This is a genomic window from Streptomyces sp. NPDC052101 (assembly GCF_040680235.1).
Lineage (GTDB): Bacteria > Actinomycetota > Actinomycetes > Streptomycetales > Streptomycetaceae > Streptomyces.
On record NZ_JBFAWH010000009.1, the window covers coordinates 1 to 16,017 of the forward strand.

Here is a 16,017-nt window from a genome sequence, read left to right on the forward strand (position 1 = left end):
GGCCGGGGGGGGGGGGGCGGCCCCGCCCGGGTGTCCGCCGCCGCCCCCGCTTCGCTCACCGACCGGCGTCGGTCACCGCTTCGGGGTCGACAGCTTGGTGTCGTTCCAGTCCTTGCCCACGCTGACGCTCTTGGCCTGCGACAGGCCCGCCGTCTGGGCCGCGTCGCTGATGTCGCTGGGCTCGATGTAGCCGTCCCGGCCGGTCTTCGGCGTGAGGAGGTGGATCAGGCCGCCCTCTTCGAGGAAACCGAGGGCGTCGACCAGCGCATCCGTCAGGTCACCGTCCTCGTCGCGGAACCACAACAACACGACGTCGGCCACGTCGTCGTAGTCCTCATCCACCAGCTCGCTGCCGATGGTGCCCTCGATGGACTCGCGGAGATCATGGTCCACGTCGTCGTCGTAGCCGATCTCCTGGACCACCTGTCCGGGCTGGAACCCCAGCCTGACGGCCAGGCTCGTCTCCGCGTGGTCCGCGGTCGCGCTCACGGTCTGCCTCCTGATCATGTCTTTGGGAAAAACTCGGCCACGCGCGTGCGCGCGTTGCTTGGCCGTAGTCCACACGGGCGGGACGGATCGCGCAAGTACCCGGCCGTTCGGACCGCCGAAACGGTGACGATCTCGACCTTGTCACCGCAACTCCTGGCACCGTATCCCGATTCTGCATGGCCCACATCACAGCGCTTTGCGTGGTTTGCACCGTTCGGAATCATCTCAGAATCATCCGGCGATACGCCCATCGAACACTTTTGCCAAGCGCGTCACACCCCGGGCGTATCGTTGCGTTTTGACCGATGGAGATGACGTACACCGCCCCGCGGTGGACGATGGGGAACGGTGTGGGCAGGCGCAGGAACTGGCCCTCCGCCAGGTACTGGCCCTCAGAACAGGTACTGGCCCTCAGAACAGGTACTGGCCCTCTGACAGGTAAGGAACAGCGTGGCTTCCGGATCCGATCGCAATCCGATCATCATTGGCGGCCTTCCGAGTCAGGTTCCTGACTTCGATCCCGAAGAGACCCAGGAGTGGCTCGACTCCCTCGACGCCGCCGTGGACGAGCGCGGCCGGGAGAGGGCCCGCTACCTCATGCTGCGGCTGATCGAGCGGGCCCGCGAGCGGCGCGTGGCCGTGCCCGAGATGCGCAGCACGGACTACGTCAACACGATCCCGACCAAGAGCGAGCCGTTCTTCCCGGGCAACGAGGAGATCGAACGCAAGATCCTCAACGCCACCCGCTGGAACGCGGCCGTGATGGTCTCGCGCGCCCAGCGCCCCGGCATCGGCGTCGGCGGCCACATCGCCACCTTCGCCTCCTCGGCCTCGCTGTACGACGTCGGCTTCAACCACTTCTTCCGCGGCAAGGACGAGGGCGACGGCGGCGACCAGGTCTTCTTCCAGGGCCACGCCTCGCCGGGCATCTACGCACGCGCGTACCTGCTCGACCGACTCACCGAGAACCAGCTCGACGGCTTCCGCCAGGAGAAGTCGAAGTACCCCGAGGGCCTGTCCAGCTACCCGCACCCGCGCTCCATGCCGGACTTCTGGGAGTTCCCGACGGTCTCCATGGGCCTCGGCCCGCTGGGCGCGATCTACCAGGCGCGGATGAACCGCTACATGGAGGCGCGCGGTATCGCCGACACCTCCAGGTCGCATGTGTGGGCGTTCCTCGGCGACGGTGAGATGGACGAGCCGGAGTCGCTGGGCCAGCTGTCCATCGCGGCCCGGGAGGGCCTGGACAACCTGACCTTCGTCGTCAACTGCAACCTGCAGCGGCTGGACGGCCCGGTGCGCGGCAACGGGAAGATCATCCAGGAGCTGGAGTCGATCTTCCGGGGCGCCGGCTGGAACGTGATCAAGCTGATCTGGGACCGCTCCTGGGACCCGCTGCTCGCGCAGGACCGGGACGGCATCCTCGTCAACAAGATGAACACGACCCCGGACGGCCAGTTCCAGACGTACGCCACGGAGTCCGGCGCGTACATCCGCGAGCACTTCTTCGGCGACGACCACCGGCTGCGCGCGATGGTCGAGAACATGACCGACGACCAGATCCTGCACCTGGGCCGCGGCGGTCACGACCACCGCAAGATCTACGCGGCGTTCAAGGCGGCCAAGGAGCACAAGGGCCAGCCGACGGTCATCCTGGCCAAGACCATCAAGGGCTGGACGCTGGGCCCCAACTTCGAGGGCCGCAACGCCACGCACCAGATGAAGAAGCTGACGGTCGACGACCTCAAGCGCTTCCGGGACCGCCTCCACCTGCCGATCTCCGACAAAGAGCTGGAGTCCGGCGCGCCGCCGTACTACCACCCGGGCCGGAACACCGACGAGATCCAGTACATGCACGACATGCGCAAGCAGTGCGGCGGGTACGTCCCGACGCGCGTCGTGCGCTCGAAGCCGCTCGCGCTGCCGGACGACAAGACGTACGCGAGCGTGAAGAAGGGCTCGGGCCAGCAGTCCATCGCCACGACGATGGCGTTCGTCCGGCTGCTGAAGGACCTCATGCGGGACAAGGAGATCGGCCGGCGGTTCGTGCTGATCGCGCCGGACGAGTACCGCACGTTCGGCATGGACTCCTTCTTCCCGAGCGCGAAGATCTACAACCCGCTCGGCCAGCAGTACGAGTCGGTGGACCGGGAGCTGCTCCTCGCCTACAAGGAGTCGCCGACCGGCCAGATGCTGCACGACGGCATCTCCGAGGCGGGCTGCACGGCGTCCCTGATCGCGGCGGGCTCGGCCTACGCGACGCACGGCGAGCCGCTGATCCCGGTCTACGTCTTCTACTCGATGTTCGGTTTCCAGCGCACCGGTGACCAGTTCTGGCAGATGGCCGACCAGCTGGCGCGCGGTTTCGTACTGGGCGCGACCGCGGGTCGAACGACCCTGACCGGTGAGGGTCTGCAGCACGCGGACGGCCACTCCCAGCTGCTCGCCTCGACCAACCCGGCGTGCGTGGCGTACGACCCGGCGTACTCGTACGAGATCGCGCACATCGTCCAGGACGGCCTGCGCCGGATGTACGGCGGCGACGCCGAACACCCGCACGGCGAGGACGTCTTCTACTACCTGACCGTCTACAACGAGCCCATCCAGCACCCGGCCGAGCCGGAGAACGTGGACGTCGAGGGCATCCTCAAGGGCGTCCACAAGCTGAGCGAGGGCACGGCGGGCGCGGTCCCGGCGCAGATCATGGCGTCGGGTGTGGCGGTCCCGTGGGCGCTTCAGGCGCAGCGGATCCTCGCCGAGGACTGGAACGTGCGCGCCGACGTCTGGTCGGCGACCTCCTGGAACGAGCTGCGGCGCGAGGCGGTGGCGTGCGAGGAGCACAACCTGCTGCATCCGGAGGAGGAGCAGCTGGTTCCGTTCGTGACGCGGAAACTCAGCGGCGCCGAGGGGCCGTTCGTGGCCGTGTCCGACTGGATGCGGGCGGTTCCGGACCAGATCGCGCGGTGGGTGCCGGGCACATACCAGTCCCTGGGCGCGGACGGCTTCGGCTTCGCCGACACCCGGGGTGCGGCGCGGCGCTTCTTCCACATCGACGCGCAGTCGATCGTCGTCGCGGTGCTGACCGAACTGGCCCGGGAGGGCAAGGTGGACCGTTCGGTACTCAAGCAGGCCATCGACCGGTACCAGTTGCTGGATGTCTCGGCGGCGCACCCGGGGGCGGCGGGGGGCGACGCGTAGCGGCAGCCGGGGTGGGGGTGCGGACTCGTTGCCGGGTGCGGGTCCGTGCCTGGCTGGTCGCGCAGTTCCCCGCGCCCCTGAGCAAGTTGCAGCTCGCCTGCCTAAGGGGCGCGGGGAACTGCGCGAGCAACCAAGACGGACCCGCACTCGGCAACGGACCCGCGGCCCCACCCCAGTTGCCGAATCCGCCAAGGCGCCGCAGGCCAAGGCGCCGCAGGCCGGCGCGCGCGGCCCCCTCCGCCGCACGCGCCGCGGCCCGGCGGTCCTCCCATGCCCTGCGGAGGAGTTGACCCACTGTGAACTGCGGCGCGTGCCCGGCGCGAGGAATCTTTAGCGGAGTCACCCTGATAGGGGAAATCCGCCGGCGAAGCCCGCTCGGAGGCTCATCCAGAGGCTCGCTCAGATGTGGCCCGCGCCCGCACCCGCCTCCGCGTTCGCACCCCGCTTGGTGAGCAGCGCGACGAGGACGGCGACCGCCGCCACACCCGCCGCGACCAGGGAGGCGAGGCTCATGCCGGTGATGAAGGTGTGGTGGGCGACCTCGGTGATCTCCGCGGCGACCTGGTCCGGCACACCCTTCGGCACCGGCGCCACACCGACCTGAACCGCCTCGGAGGCCTTGTCCAGCTGAGCCGGGGTCAGCTGCGGCAGCCCGGCCCCGGTCCAGTTGCCCGGCAGATCGCTGTCCACCTTGGAGGCCATCACGGCGCCCAGCACCGCCGTGCCGAGGCTGCCGCCGATCTGCATGGCCGCCTGCTGGAGGCCGCCGGCCACACCGGACAGCTCCATGGGGGCGTTGCCGACGATGACCTCGGTGGCGCCGACCATGACCGGAGCCAGGCCGAGGCCGAGCAGCGCGAACCAGACGGACATGACACCGCTGCCGGTGTCGGCCTTGAGCGTCGACATGCCGTACATGGCGACGGCGGTGGCGATCATGCCGCCGGCCAGCGGGACACGCGGGCCGAGCCTGGTGATCGCGGCGCCGGCGAGCGGCGAGCCGACGATCATCATGCCGGTGAGCGGCAGCAGGTGCAGGCCCGCGTCGACCGGGGTCATGCCGTGGACGTTCTGCAGGTAGAACGTCACGAAGAACAGGCCGCCCATGAACGCGACGGCCATGAGGACCATGAGCACGACGCCCGCCGAGAGCGGTATCGAGCGGAAGAGGCCGAGCGGGATCAGGGGCTCCGCGACCCTGGTCTCCCAGACCGAGAACACGGCGAAGAGCAGCACGGACGCGGCGACGAACAGCCATGTCCTGCCGTCGCCCCAGCCCCATGCCGGGGCCTTGATGAGCGCCCACACCAGGCAGAACATCGCGCCGGAGAGCAGTGCGATGCCGAGGGCGTCGAAGGAGCGCGGGGCGCTGTGCTCATTCAGCGGGCTCCGCCCGCGGGGGGCGCGGTGGTCGAGCAGGATCAGCGCGCCCAGGACCAGGGCGAGCGCACCGACCGGCACGTTGATGAAGAACACCGACTGCCAGTTGACGTGCTGGACGAGGACGCCGCCGAGGATCGGGCCGCCCGCCGTGGAGGCGCCGATCACCATGCCCCAGATGCCGATGGCCATGTTGAGCTTCTCGGCCGGGAAGGTGGCCCGCAACAGGCCGAGCGCGGCCGGCATCAACAGCGCGCCGAACAGGCCCTGGAGAGCACGGAAGGTGACGACGGCGGCGATGCTGTGGGACAGGCCGATGGCGCCCGAGGCGGTGGCGAAGCCGGTCACGCCGATCAGGAAGGTCTGCCGGTGGCCGAAGCGGTCGCCGAGCTTGCCCGCGGTGATCAGGGAGACCGCGAGGGCGAGGAAGTACCCGTTGGTGATCCACTGGACGTCGGCGAAGGTCGCGCCCAGGTCCTTCTTGATGGTCGGGTTGGCGATCGCGACGATGGTGCCGTCCAGGGCCACCATCATGACCCCTACGGCGACGGTGATCAGGGTGAGCCAGGGATGGCCGCGCAGCCCCGCGGCCGGGGCCGACTCCAACGAGGCCTGCGGTGCCGCGTCCCCCGGCCCCGTCGTGTCGATGGTGGTCTGACCAGTCATACGTTCGAGGGTAGTGACAGCCTCTGACAATTGACAATTGATTTCATCAGTCAGTTACTGACACCTATGGAAACACTGCGCGAACGCAAGAAGCAGCGCACCCGGGAGGCGCTGGTGCGGGCTGCCCTGGAGCTGTTCACGACCCAGGGATACGAGCACACCACGGTCGACGAGATCGCCGAGACCGTCGGCGTGTCGCAGCGCACCTTCTTCCGCTACTTCGCCGGCAAGGAGGACGTGGCCTTCACCGTGCAGGCCATGACGGAGGAGCGCTTCGTGGCCGCCGTACGGGCGCGGCCGGCCCACGAGGCGCCGATGGAGGCCCTGCGGCAGGCGGTCCTCGAAGGCTGGGACGCGATCCGCGAGACCGTCGAGACGGCCGTCCCGGTCGAGCTGTATGTGCGCATGTACCGGACGATCGAGTCGACGCCCGCACTGCTCGCCGCCCATCTGCTCCGCTCGGCGGCCACGGAGGAGACGATCGCGCGCGTGCTGGCCGAGCGCGAGGGTGTGGACGTGGACGCCGACCCCCGGCCGCGACTCGCCGTGGCCGTCTTCGGCGGGGTGATAAGGGTCACCGAGCGGCAGTGGTGCACGGGCGACGACTTCAGCCTGGACGCCATCCGCCAACTCACCGCGTCCTGCCTCGATCAGGTGGGTTCGGCACTCACCGGGAACTGGCGCGCAGACCGAGATCGTTGACGGCGCGTTCGACCTTCCGCGAAACGTGATACCTGTCACTCGGTTACCGCGAGACCGTCCCGTTCTCCTAGTGTGTCCTCCCAGTGACTTCCTTCGACACCTCCCCGCAACTGAACGTCTGGCGCGCTCTGCTGGCCCTGGCCGTGGTGTTCGTGATGCTCGCGACCACCGGCTGGACCGCCCTGCACAGCCACCAGGAGTCGACCGCGCTGCAGGCCTCGCTCGCCAAGTGGCGGCACGGCAGCGTCCGCGGCGTCCGTCTGCCGGACCCCGAGGCCGCGCCGGCCCGGCTCAGCCGTTTCTTCACCTCCCTCAGCCCCGAGGACCAGGGCCGCCTCGCCCACCGCTACCCGCTCGCGGTCGGCAACATGAACGGCGCCCCCGCCACCCTGCGCTACCGCGCCAACCGCATCGCGCTGGACCAGGCCCGCAAGGTCGAGAAGAAGCGCATGCACGACAGCCGCCTCAGCGCGGCCGGGCACCAGGACGCGGGCCGTCGTATGCACCGCTACGAGTCCCTGCTGAGCCCCGGCCGGCAGATCCTGGCCTTCGACCCCGAGGGCTCGGGCCGGGTCGCGGAGGTGTTCGGGAACCTGGACGAGGCCCAGCGGATCTCGGTCGTCGTCCCCGGCGTCGACACCGATCTGCTCACCTTCCAGAAGACCTACCGCCAGTACACCGCCCCGGTCGGCATGGCCAAGGCGCTGTACGCGGCGGAGCGCGCGCAGAGCCCCACGACCCGTACGGCCGTGATCGCCTGGGCCGACTACACCGCCCCCGGCGGGCTCGGTGTGGACGCGGCCACCGGACTGCGCGCCGAGGAGGGCGCCGTACGGCTGAACGCCCTGCTGCCCGGCCTGCCCGGCCGCGCCCCGGTGGCGATGATCTGCCACAGCTACGGCTCGGTGGTCTGCGGAGTCGCCGCGCACGCCATGCCCGCCCGGGTGACCGACATAGCGGTGGCCGCGAGCCCCGGCATGCGCGTCTCCAGCGCCGCCCACCTGGACACCGGGGCCCGGGTGTGGGCGATGCGGGACGCCACCGACTGGATCCAGAACGTGCCGTATCTGGAGTTCGGCGGACTCGGCCACGGCGCCGATCCGGTGTCCTCGGACTTCGGGGCGCGGGTGCTGTCCGCCCGGGACGCGCAGGGCCACGCCGGCTATTTCCAGCCCGGCACGGACAGCCTGCGCAACCTCGCCGACGTCGGCGTCGGGGCGTACGGCGCGGTCACGTGCGCTCGCGAGAACGACGGGTGCCGGGCCGGTGCGCCCGGCACGACGACGGCCGGACGCGCGTAGAAACAGCAGGAAGTGCGGTCTGCGCGGGTGGCGACGGAGGAGCACGTGCCGCATACGATGAGCCGCATGGGTGACGTACTGGCGGGATTTCATGCCGTCTGGGAGTTCGAGTCCGACTCCGTGCTCATCCGTTACGAACGGGGGATTCGGGCACCGAAGCTGTTCCAGGCGCTCGGGGAGCGGCGGATCCCGCTGTCCGCGGTCGAGGGCGTGACACTCGCCCCGGGCAGACGCGGCACCGTCGTCCTGCGGCTGCTGCCGCGCGCCGGCGCCGATCCGCTGATGGAGGCGGCGGCCGGGCAGCTGAAGGAGGGCTCCGATCCGTACCGGCTGGTGCTGCCGGCCGAGCGGGAGACGCTCGCCGAGTACTACGCGGACGAGCTGAAGGGACTGCTGGCCGAGTCCGGGTCCGGGCCGGCCGACCGGTTCCTGGTGCCGGCACCGGAGCGTCCGCTGCACTTCAAGGCGTACGACGGGAAGGCGTCGTTCGACGGGACGTCCGTGCAGTTCCGCTGGTCGTGGACGGGCGCGTCCTCGGCGAAGTGGAAGGCCGGTGACCAGCGCTTCGCGGTCGCCGACCTCAGCGGGGTGGAGTGGCGCTCGCCGGAGCTGTTCGAGGGGCACCTGCGGCTGGTCAGGCGCTCGGCCGACTCGGCGGCGGCCGTGCAGGCCGACCAGGATCCGGCGACCGTCGTCTTCGGGCTGGGATACGGGCCGGTGCACGAGTCACTGCCGTTCGCCGCGGCCGTCCTGGCGGCCGTACGCACACGGGGGCCGGTACCCGTGGTACCGGCCCCGTCCCGGCGCGACCCCGCCGACATCGCCGAACGGATCCGGCATCTCGGGGAGTTGCACCAGGCCGGGCTGGTCACCGACGAGGAGTTCTCCTCCAAGAAGGCGGAGCTGCTGGCGGAGCTGTGAGCTACTCCCGGCCGGCAGAGGTGAACGTCATGTCCGCATAGCGCTCGCCCGCCACCTTTGCCGCGATCGGCTCCAGTGCGGACAGTTCCTCGTCCGTGAGGACGATGGCCGTCGCCGCCACGTTCTCCGCCACCCGGCCCGGCTTGCGGGTGCCCGGGATCGGTACCACCGGCAGGGCGTCGATCGCGGCGCGCCGCTGCACCCAGGCCAGGGCGATCTGGCCGGGGGTGGCCCCGTGGGCCGCGGCGATGGTGCGCAGGGGCTCCAGGAGGGCCGCGTTGGCGGCCGCGTTGGCCCCGGTGAAGCGGGGCTGCTGGCGGCGGAAGTCGCCGGCCGACAGCTCCTGTTCGGCGTTGGTGAAGGAGCCGGTGAGGAAGCCCCGGCCGAGCGGCGAGTACGGGACCAGGGCGACGCCCAGGTCCCGCACGGCCGGTACGACCTTCGCCTCGATGTCCCGGCTGAACAGGGACCACTCCGACTGCACGGCCGCGATCGGGTGCACGGCGTGCGCGGCGCGCAGCTCGTCGGCGGTGACCTCGCTCAGCCCGAGGTGCTTGACCTTGCCCTCGCGGACCAGCTCCGCCATCGTGCCCACGGTCTCCTCGATGGGGACGTCCGGGTCACGGCGGTGCATGTAGTAGAGGTCGATCGCGTCGACGTCGAGCCGCCGCAGGCTGGCCTCGACGGCCTCCCGGATGTACGGCGCGTCGTTGCGGATGATCCGCTTGGTCGGGTCGTCCTTCGGGATCGACAGGGCGAACTTGGTGGCGATGACCACCTCGTCGCGGTGCGCCTTGAAGAACGGGGACAGGAACCGCTCGTTGTCCCCCTCGCCGTAGGCGTCCGCCGTGTCGTACAGCGTCACGCCCAGCTCCAGCGCCCGCTCCAGTGCGGCGCGCGCCTGGCCGGCGTCCGTGGGGCCGTACGCGAAGCTCATGCCCATGCAGCCGAGGCCCTGTACGCCGACCTCCGGTCCGCTCTCGCCGAGCCGTACTGTCGGAATCCTGGCGTCGGTCATCGCGTGGTCCCCTCCATCGCGTAGAAACTGATCTTGCGGTCGAGCACGGCGAGCGTGTCCCGTAGTTCGGCGATCCTGTTCAGCACGTCCCGGCGGGTCGACTCCAGCAGCTCCTGCCGCTCCCGGTAGGTGCTCTCACCCTCCCGGACCAGCTCCGCGTACCGGACCATGTCCGCCACCGGCATGCCGGTCAGCCGCAGCTTGGTCACGAAGTCCAGCCAGTCCAGATCGCGGTTGCTGTAGCGCCGCTGGCCGGTGTGCGAGCGGTCCACGTGCGGCATCAGGCCGATCCGCTCGTACCAGCGCAGGGTGTGCGCGGTCAGGCCGGTGAAGGCGACGACCTCGCTGATCGTGTAGCGGTCCTCGCCGTCGGGTCGCGGATGGCGCCTGGGCGGGGCGGAGCAGATGTCTGCGGGGGCCGTTCGGTCGGTGTCCGCTGGCGTGGTCTGCATCACCGTCATGACCACCACGCTATGACCTTGGAGTGCACTCCAAGCAAGCGGATCCGGTAAGAAATCCGCAGGACGTGCGCCGGGACGTGGAACTAGCGTGCCGGGTATGAGTCTTGCACGCCGGGCCCTGCCCGAAGACGCCGGTGAAGTGCTACGCCTGCGGCAGGTCATGATCGACGCGTTGTGGAGCGGGGGCGGCGGCGGGCCGACCGACTGGCACGCCGAGTCCCTGCCGACGCTGCGGGAGCGGCTCGCCGAGGCCGACGGGGACTTCGTGGCCTTCGTCGTCGACCATCCGGACCGGCCGGGGGCGCTGGCCGCGCTGGTGGCCGGGACGCTGGACTACCGCATCGGGAAGGCCGGCAATCCGCAGGGGCGGGTCGGGCACGTGTTCAGCGTGGCGACCGCCCCGGACGCCCGGCGCCGCGGGTACGCGCGCGCGTGCATGGAGGAACTGCTGGCCTGGTTCCGGGAGCGGGGCGCCGGGCATGTGCTGCTCAACGCCTCCCCGCAGGCCGAGCCGCTGTACGCCTCGCTCGGCTTCAGCCGGGATGCCGACCCGTCGATGCGGCTGCTGCTGTGAGCCGCATAGGCTCGGACGCATGTCGTTGAACAGCCTGACGAGCTTGGCGTCGATCGAGAACTGGCCCGTCCCCACCGCCGCGGCGGGCGTCGTACGAGCCGACGGGACCGTCCTCGGGACGCACGGCCCCGCCGGGCACCGCTTTCCGCTCGCCTCGGTCACCAAGCCGCTGGCGGCCTACGCGGCGCTCGTCGCGTACGAGGAGGGCGCGATCGAGCTGGACGAGCCGGCCGGGCCGGCCGGCTCGACCGTCCGCCACCTCCTCGCCCACACCTCCGGGCTGGCCTTCGACGAGCACCGGGTGACGGCGCCTCCCGGTGAGCGCCGCCTCTACTCCAACGCCGGGTTCGAGCAGCTCGGCGACCACGTCGCCAAGGCGACGGACATTCCGTTCGCCGAGTATCTGCGGCAGGCGGTGCTGCAGCCGCTGGGCATGATGTCCACGTCGCTGGAGGGCTCCCCCGCGAAGGACGGTGTGTCCACGGTGGCCGACCTGCTGCGGTTCGCGGCGGAGGTGCAGGCGCCGCGGCTGCTGGATCCGCGGACGGTGGCGGAGGCGATGAGCGTGCAGTACCCGGGGACGAAGGGGGTGCTGCCGGGGTACGGGCACCAGAACCCGAACGACTGGGGGCTGGGTTTCGAGATCCGGGACGGCAAGTCGCCGCACTGGACGGGGAGTTCGTCCTCTCCGCGGACCTTCGGGCACTTCGGGCAGTCCGGCACGTTCCTGTGGATCGATCCGGAGGCGGGGGTGGCGTGCGCCGCGCTGACCGACCGGGCGTTCGGGCCCTGGGCGATCGAGGCGTGGCCGGTCCTCACGGATGCGGTGCTCGGCGAACTGCGCGGCTGAGACCGGCGGGACGACCGACGCCCCCTGCTACGCCGCCATCTCCCACATCAGCAGTTCTGCCGACGTCACCCCCACCGCCTCCAGGCCCTCCGCCCCGGTGATCCGTGCCGCGTCGCCCGGCCGCAGGGCCGTCCCCGCCAACGCGATCTCCCCGTGCACCACGTGCACATACACGTACGCCGCGTCCGGCACGGCGGTCCGCTCGCCGGAGGCCAGGCGACGTACGTGCAGCATCGCTGCCGCCGCCGGTACCGCGTACGGCGTGGAGTCGGCGATGCCGGGGACGATCTCGTACGACGGCTCACCGCCGGGGTCCCGGGGGGCCAGCCACAGCTGGATGAAGGTGAGCGGGGACGGGCCGTCGTTGCGTTCGACGTGGCGGACGCCCGCGGCCGAGCTGAGGCGCTGTACGTCGCCGGGCCGTACCCGGGTCTCGTGGCCGGTGGAGTCGCGGTGGGTCAGCTCGCCCTCGACCACCCACGTGACGATCTCGGTGTGGCTGTGCGGGTGTTCGTCGAAGCCGGCGCCGGGGGCGAGCCGCTCCTCGTTGCAGGCGATGATCGCGCCGAAGCGGAGGTTGCCGGGGTCGTAGTGCGGTCCGAAGGAGAAGGCGTGCCGGGACTCGATCCCGGTCGCCGGGTCGCCCCCTTCGTAGCGCTCAGCGGCGCGCCGTACGTCCATCACGCCCACCACCGTAGACGGCGCGCGGGCCGCGCGGATCCCGCACCCCCGACCCAGCGGCGCACGTCGGCGTCCGGATAAGGCAGTCTTGTCCCGTGCCCGAACCCGAATCCCGCAGCAGCGCACTCCACGCCGATCACCACGCACACGCACACGACACGCACCAGCATGCCGCGACCCTGAAGCGGCTGGAGAAGTCCTCCGGGTCCCTTGCCGCACAGGCCATCGCGCGCATGGACGAGACCCTGCCGTGGTACCGGGCCATGCCCCCGGAGAACCGTTCCTGGATCGGGCTGGTGGCCCAGGCGGGCATCGCGGCCTTCACCGAGTGGTTCCGGCACCCGGACGCCCCGCAGGCGATCTCCACCGATGTGTTCGGGACCGCGCCGCGCGAGCTGACCCGGGCCATCACGCTGCGGCAGACCGTGGAGATGGTGCGGACCACCATCGAGGTCATGGAGAGCGCGATCGACGAGGTCGCGGCTCCCGGGGACGAGAGCGTGCTGCGGGAGGCCCTGCTCGTCTACGCGCGGGAGATCGCCTTCGCCACCGCGCAGGTGTACGCCCAGGCCGCCGAGGCACGCGGTGCCTGGGACGCGCGGCTGGAGTCCCTCGTCGTGAACGCCGTACTGAGCGGGGAGGCGGACGAAGGGGCCGTCAGCCGGGCCGCCGCGCTCGGGTGGAACTCGCCCGAGCATGTGTGTGTCGTCCTCGGGACCGCGCCCGACGGGGACAGCGAGCTGACCGTCGAGGCGATCCGGCGGGCCGCCCGGCACGCCAAGCTGCAGGTGCTCACCGGGGTTCTCGGGGATCGGCTCGTCGTCATCGCGGGGGGCAGCTCCAATCCGCTCGCCGTCGCCAAGTCGCTGATCGGGCCTTACGCGGCCGGGCCGGTCGTCGCGGGGCCCGTCGTACCGGATCTGCTGGCCGCGACCCGGTCCGCGCAGGCCGCCGCCGCGGGACTGAAGGCGTGTTCGGCCTGGCAGGACGCACCGCGACCGGTACTGGCGGACGATCTGCTGCCGGAGCGCGCGATCGCGGGCGATCCGAGCGCCCGCGAGCAGCTGGTGGAGGAGATCTACAGACCGTTGGAGGAAGCGGGCTCCGCCCTACTGGAGACCCTGAGCGTCTACCTGGAGCAGGCGAGCAGCCTCGAAGGCGCGGCCCGGATGCTCTTCGTTCACCCGAACACCGTGCGCTACCGGCTCCGACGTGTGACTGACGTCACCGGCTGGTCGCCATCGGATGTACGATCCGCGTTCACACTGCGGATCGCGCTCATCCTCGGGCGTCTGGCCGACGGTGAGGCCCAGACATAGGGTTTTGTCGAGGCCCCACAAAAGCCCTTCGTGTTCTTCGTCCCTGTCCCCACGGGCGGCCCCTGCCGTCCCCAAGAGAGAGTGTGAGAGTGCTCGTACTCGTCGCTCCCGGCCAGGGCGCCCAGACGCCCGGCTTCCTGACCCCCTGGCTCGACCTCCCCGGTGCCGCGGACCGCGTCGCCGCGTGGTCGGACGCCATCGGACTGGACCTGGTGCACTACGGCACCCAGGCCGACGCCGACGCCATCCGTGACACCGCGGTGGCCCAGCCGCTGCTGGTCGCCGCCGGGCTCCTGTCCGCCGCGGCACTCGGTGACATGCGCGAGATCGCGCCGGGCGCGGTCGCCGGTCACAGTGTCGGCGAGTTCACGGCCGCCGCGTTCGCCGGTGTGCTGGACGACACCGCCGCGCTGAGTCTGGTCCGCAAGCGGGGCCTGGCGATGGCCGACGCCGCCGCCATCACCGAGACCGGTATGTCGGCGCTGCTCGGCGGCGACCCGGAGACCTCCCTGGCGCACCTGGAGAAGCTGGGCCTGACCCCGGCGAACATCAACGGCGCGGGCCAGATCGTCGCCGCGGGCACGCTGGAGCAGCTCGCCGCGCTGAGCGAGGACAAGCCCGAGGGCGTCCGCAAGGTCGTCCCGCTGAAGGTCGCCGGCGCCTTCCACACCCAGCACATGGCCCCCGCCGTCGAGACGCTGGCCAAGGCCGCCGCGGAGCTGACGCCCGCCGACCCCGGCCTCCGTTACGTCTCCAACAGGGACGGCCGGGCGGTCGCCGGCGGCGCCGAGGTGCTGGAGCGGCTGGTCGGCCAGGTCGCCAGCCCCGTGCGCTGGGACCTGTGCATGGAGACGTTCAAGGAGCTGGGCGTCAGCGCGCTCATCGAGGTGTGCCCGGGCGGCACGCTGACCGGCCTGGCCAAGCGGGCGCTGCCCGGCGTCAGGACGCTGGCCCTGAAGACCCCCGACGACCTCGACGCGGCCCGCGCGCTCATCTCCACAGCATCCGATTCTGCCGCTGACGCAGCGGGCGCCGACGCCTAAGGAGCCGTACATGGCAAAGATCAAGCCCAGCAAGGGCGCCCCGTATGCGCGCATCCTCGGTGTCGGCGGCTACCGGCCGACCCGGGTGGTCCCCAACGAGGTGATCCTGGAGAAGATCGACTCGTCCGACGAATGGATCCGCTCGCGCTCCGGCATCGAGACCCGGCACTGGGCGGGTCCCGAGGAGACCGTGGCCGCGATGGCCATCGAGGCCTCCGGCAAGGCGATCGCGGACGCCGGTATCGACGCCGAGCGCATCGGTGCCGTGGTCGTCTCGACCGTCTCGCACTTCAGCCAGACCCCGGCCATCGCCACCGAGATCGCCGACAAGCTCGGCACCGACAAGGCCGCCGCCTTCGACATCTCGGCCGGCTGCGCGGGCTTCGGCTACGGCCTGACCCTGGCCAAGGGCATGGTGGTGGAAGGTTCCGCCGAGTACGTGCTCGTCATCGGCGTGGAGCGGCTCAGCGACCTGACCGACCTGGAGGACCGGGCCACGGCCTTCCTGTTCGGCGACGGCGCGGGCGCGGTCATCGTCGGTCCCGCGCAGGAGCCGGGGATCGGCCCGACCGTGTGGGGCTCGGAGGGCGACAAGGCCGAGACGATCAAGCAGACCGTCTCGTGGAACAGCTTCCGCGTCGGCGACGTGGCCGAACTCCCCCTGGACAGCGACGGCAGCATCAAGTTTCCTGCGATCACGCAGGAGGGCCAGGCGGTGTTCCGCTGGGCCGTGTTCGAGATGGCGAAGGTCGCCCAGCAGGCGCTGGACGCGGCCGGGATCACCCCGGCCGAACTGGACGTCTTCATCCCGCACCAGGCCAACGAGCGGATCATCGACTCGATGGTGAAGACTCTCAAGCTGCCGGAGCACGTCACGGTCGCCCGGGACGTCCGCACCACCGGCAACACCTCGGCCGCCTCGATTCCGCTCGCGATGGAGCGGCTCCTGGCGACCGGGGAGGCGAAGAGCGGCGACACCGCGCTCGTCATCGGATTCGGGGCGGGTCTCGTCTACGCCGCCACGGTCGTTACTCTCCCCTAGGCACTCCGTGCCGGATCCTGCGATCGGGCACGGCACCAATTGCCGCAAACCGTCTGATACATCGAAATACACCGAAGAAGGAGCGCCAACATGGCCGCCACTCAGGAAGAGATCGTCAAGGGTCTCGCCGAGATCGTGAACGAGATCGCTGGCATCCCGGTTGAGGACGTCCAGTTGGACAAGTCCTTCACCGACGACCTGGACGTCGACTCGCTGTCCATGGTCGAGGTCGTCGTCGCCGCCGAGGAGCGCTTCGACGTGAAGATCCCGGACGAGGACGTCAAGAACCTCAAGACCGTGGGCGACGCGACCAAGTACATCCTCGACCACCAGGGCTGAGTCTCAGCCCGGCTGCTAGGCCCCGCCACCCGG

15 protein-coding genes are annotated in these 16,017 nt (G+C 70.7%); 10 read left to right on the top strand and 5 right to left on the bottom strand.

Going from position 1 to position 16,017, the window contains the following annotated elements; translation table 11 throughout:
- Positions 1-72: 72 nt before the first annotated feature.
- Complete coding sequence (locus AB0L75_RS17650) at positions 73-489, bottom strand: DUF3052 domain-containing protein (protein ID WP_365181727.1); 417 nt, start codon at positions 487-489, stop codon at positions 73-75.
- Positions 490-939: 450 nt separating this feature from the next.
- Here AB0L75_RS17650 and aceE point away from each other — a divergent pair, with 450 nt between their 5' ends.
- Entirely contained in the window at positions 940-3,687 is a 2,748-nt protein-coding gene (gene aceE, locus AB0L75_RS17655) for a pyruvate dehydrogenase (acetyl-transferring), homodimeric type (RefSeq protein WP_365181729.1), read from the top strand.
- Between the two features lie 399 nt (positions 3,688-4,086).
- Here the strand turns inward: aceE and AB0L75_RS17660 are convergent, their stop codons facing one another.
- Positions 4,087-5,733 carry an MFS transporter gene (locus AB0L75_RS17660; RefSeq protein WP_365181731.1) on the bottom strand — a complete coding sequence of 549 codons (1,647 nt, stop codon included), beginning with the start codon at positions 5,731-5,733 and terminating at the stop codon, positions 4,087-4,089.
- Between the two features lie 66 nt (positions 5,734-5,799).
- On the opposite strand from AB0L75_RS17660, the gene AB0L75_RS17665 reads away from it, so the two are divergent.
- The 3 genes from AB0L75_RS17665 (at position 5,800) to AB0L75_RS17675 (ending at position 8,657) form a co-directional block, all read left to right on the top strand.
- Positions 5,800-6,435: a TetR family transcriptional regulator gene (locus AB0L75_RS17665; protein WP_365181733.1), complete on the top strand. Its 636-nt coding sequence runs from the start codon at positions 5,800-5,802 to the stop codon at positions 6,433-6,435.
- A gap of 83 nt (positions 6,436-6,518) precedes the next feature.
- On the top strand, positions 6,519-7,736 hold the full coding sequence (locus AB0L75_RS17670; protein WP_365181735.1) for an alpha/beta hydrolase: 1,218 nt from the start codon (positions 6,519-6,521) through the stop codon (positions 7,734-7,736).
- Positions 7,737-7,802: 66 nt separating this feature from the next.
- On the top strand, positions 7,803-8,657 hold the full coding sequence (locus tag AB0L75_RS17675; RefSeq protein WP_365181736.1) for a DUF4429 domain-containing protein: 855 nt from the start codon (positions 7,803-7,805) through the stop codon (positions 8,655-8,657).
- Position 8,658: 1 nt separating this feature from the next.
- On the opposite strand, the gene AB0L75_RS17680 is transcribed toward AB0L75_RS17675, so the two are convergent.
- Together AB0L75_RS17680 and AB0L75_RS17685 are read right to left on the bottom strand one after the other, a co-directional pair.
- Positions 8,659-9,675, bottom strand: a complete 1,017-nt coding sequence (locus tag AB0L75_RS17680; RefSeq protein WP_365181738.1) for an aldo/keto reductase — start codon at positions 9,673-9,675, stop codon at positions 8,659-8,661.
- A complete protein-coding gene (locus AB0L75_RS17685) occupies positions 9,672-10,136 on the bottom strand; it encodes a MerR family transcriptional regulator (RefSeq protein ID WP_365181740.1) in 465 nt (154 codons plus the stop codon). Before AB0L75_RS17685 ends, AB0L75_RS17680 begins: the two co-directional genes overlap by 4 nt.
- Before the next feature lie 97 nt (positions 10,137-10,233).
- On the opposite strand from AB0L75_RS17685, the gene AB0L75_RS17690 reads away from it, so the two are divergent.
- Positions 10,234-10,710, top strand: a complete 477-nt coding sequence (locus AB0L75_RS17690) for a GNAT family N-acetyltransferase (RefSeq protein ID WP_365181742.1) — start codon at positions 10,234-10,236, stop codon at positions 10,708-10,710.
- Positions 10,711-10,729: 19 nt separating this feature from the next.
- A complete protein-coding gene (locus AB0L75_RS17695; RefSeq protein WP_365181744.1) occupies positions 10,730-11,560 on the top strand; it encodes a serine hydrolase domain-containing protein in 831 nt (276 codons plus the stop codon).
- 27 nt (positions 11,561-11,587) lie between these two features.
- Here the strand turns inward: AB0L75_RS17695 and AB0L75_RS17700 are convergent, their stop codons facing one another.
- Positions 11,588-12,241 carry a pirin family protein gene (locus AB0L75_RS17700; protein ID WP_365182121.1) on the bottom strand — a complete coding sequence of 218 codons (654 nt, stop codon included), beginning with the start codon at positions 12,239-12,241 and terminating at the stop codon, positions 11,588-11,590.
- Positions 12,242-12,336: 95 nt separating this feature from the next.
- Between AB0L75_RS17700 and AB0L75_RS17705 the strand changes: the two genes are divergently transcribed.
- The 4 genes from AB0L75_RS17705 to AB0L75_RS17720 all read left to right on the top strand — a co-directional run bounded on the left by AB0L75_RS17705 (position 12,337) and on the right by AB0L75_RS17720 (position 15,984).
- The gene (locus AB0L75_RS17705; RefSeq protein WP_365181746.1) at positions 12,337-13,560 is read left to right on the top strand and encodes a helix-turn-helix domain-containing protein; all 1,224 of its coding nucleotides are present in this window, start codon (positions 12,337-12,339) and stop codon (positions 13,558-13,560) included.
- An 89-nt stretch (positions 13,561-13,649) separates the two neighbouring features.
- Positions 13,650-14,603, top strand: a complete 954-nt coding sequence (locus tag AB0L75_RS17710) for an ACP S-malonyltransferase (RefSeq protein WP_365181748.1) — start codon at positions 13,650-13,652, stop codon at positions 14,601-14,603.
- A gap of 10 nt (positions 14,604-14,613) precedes the next feature.
- Entirely contained in the window at positions 14,614-15,645 is a 1,032-nt protein-coding gene (locus AB0L75_RS17715; RefSeq protein WP_365181750.1) for a ketoacyl-ACP synthase III, read from the top strand.
- A gap of 90 nt (positions 15,646-15,735) precedes the next feature.
- Positions 15,736-15,984, top strand: a complete 249-nt coding sequence (locus AB0L75_RS17720; RefSeq protein WP_365181752.1) for an acyl carrier protein — start codon at positions 15,736-15,738, stop codon at positions 15,982-15,984.
- Positions 15,985-16,017: the final 33 nt, after the last annotated feature.

What these genes read in the sequence shown, in the direction of transcription:
- AB0L75_RS17660 (WP_365181731.1), bottom strand. Translation starts at nt 5,733, where the DNA reads ATGACTGGTCAGACCACCATCGACACGACGGGGCCGGGGGACGCGGCA.
- AB0L75_RS17665 (WP_365181733.1), top strand. Translation starts at nt 5,800, where the DNA reads ATGGAAACACTGCGCGAACGCAAGAAGCAGCGCACCCGGGAGGCGCTG.
- AB0L75_RS17675 (WP_365181736.1), top strand. Translation starts at nt 7,803, where the DNA reads ATGGGTGACGTACTGGCGGGATTTCATGCCGTCTGGGAGTTCGAGTCC.
- AB0L75_RS17680 (WP_365181738.1), bottom strand. Translation starts at nt 9,675, where the DNA reads ATGACCGACGCCAGGATTCCGACAGTACGGCTCGGCGAGAGCGGACCG.
- AB0L75_RS17685 (WP_365181740.1), bottom strand. Translation starts at nt 10,136, where the DNA reads ATGACGGTGATGCAGACCACGCCAGCGGACACCGACCGAACGGCCCCC.
- AB0L75_RS17690 (WP_365181742.1), top strand. Translation starts at nt 10,234, where the DNA reads ATGAGTCTTGCACGCCGGGCCCTGCCCGAAGACGCCGGTGAAGTGCTA.
- AB0L75_RS17695 (WP_365181744.1), top strand. Translation starts at nt 10,730, where the DNA reads ATGTCGTTGAACAGCCTGACGAGCTTGGCGTCGATCGAGAACTGGCCC.
- AB0L75_RS17700 (WP_365182121.1), bottom strand. Translation starts at nt 12,241, where the DNA reads ATGGACGTACGGCGCGCCGCTGAGCGCTACGAAGGGGGCGACCCGGCG.
- AB0L75_RS17715 (WP_365181750.1), top strand. Translation starts at nt 14,614, where the DNA reads ATGGCAAAGATCAAGCCCAGCAAGGGCGCCCCGTATGCGCGCATCCTC.
- AB0L75_RS17720 (WP_365181752.1), top strand. Translation starts at nt 15,736, where the DNA reads ATGGCCGCCACTCAGGAAGAGATCGTCAAGGGTCTCGCCGAGATCGTG.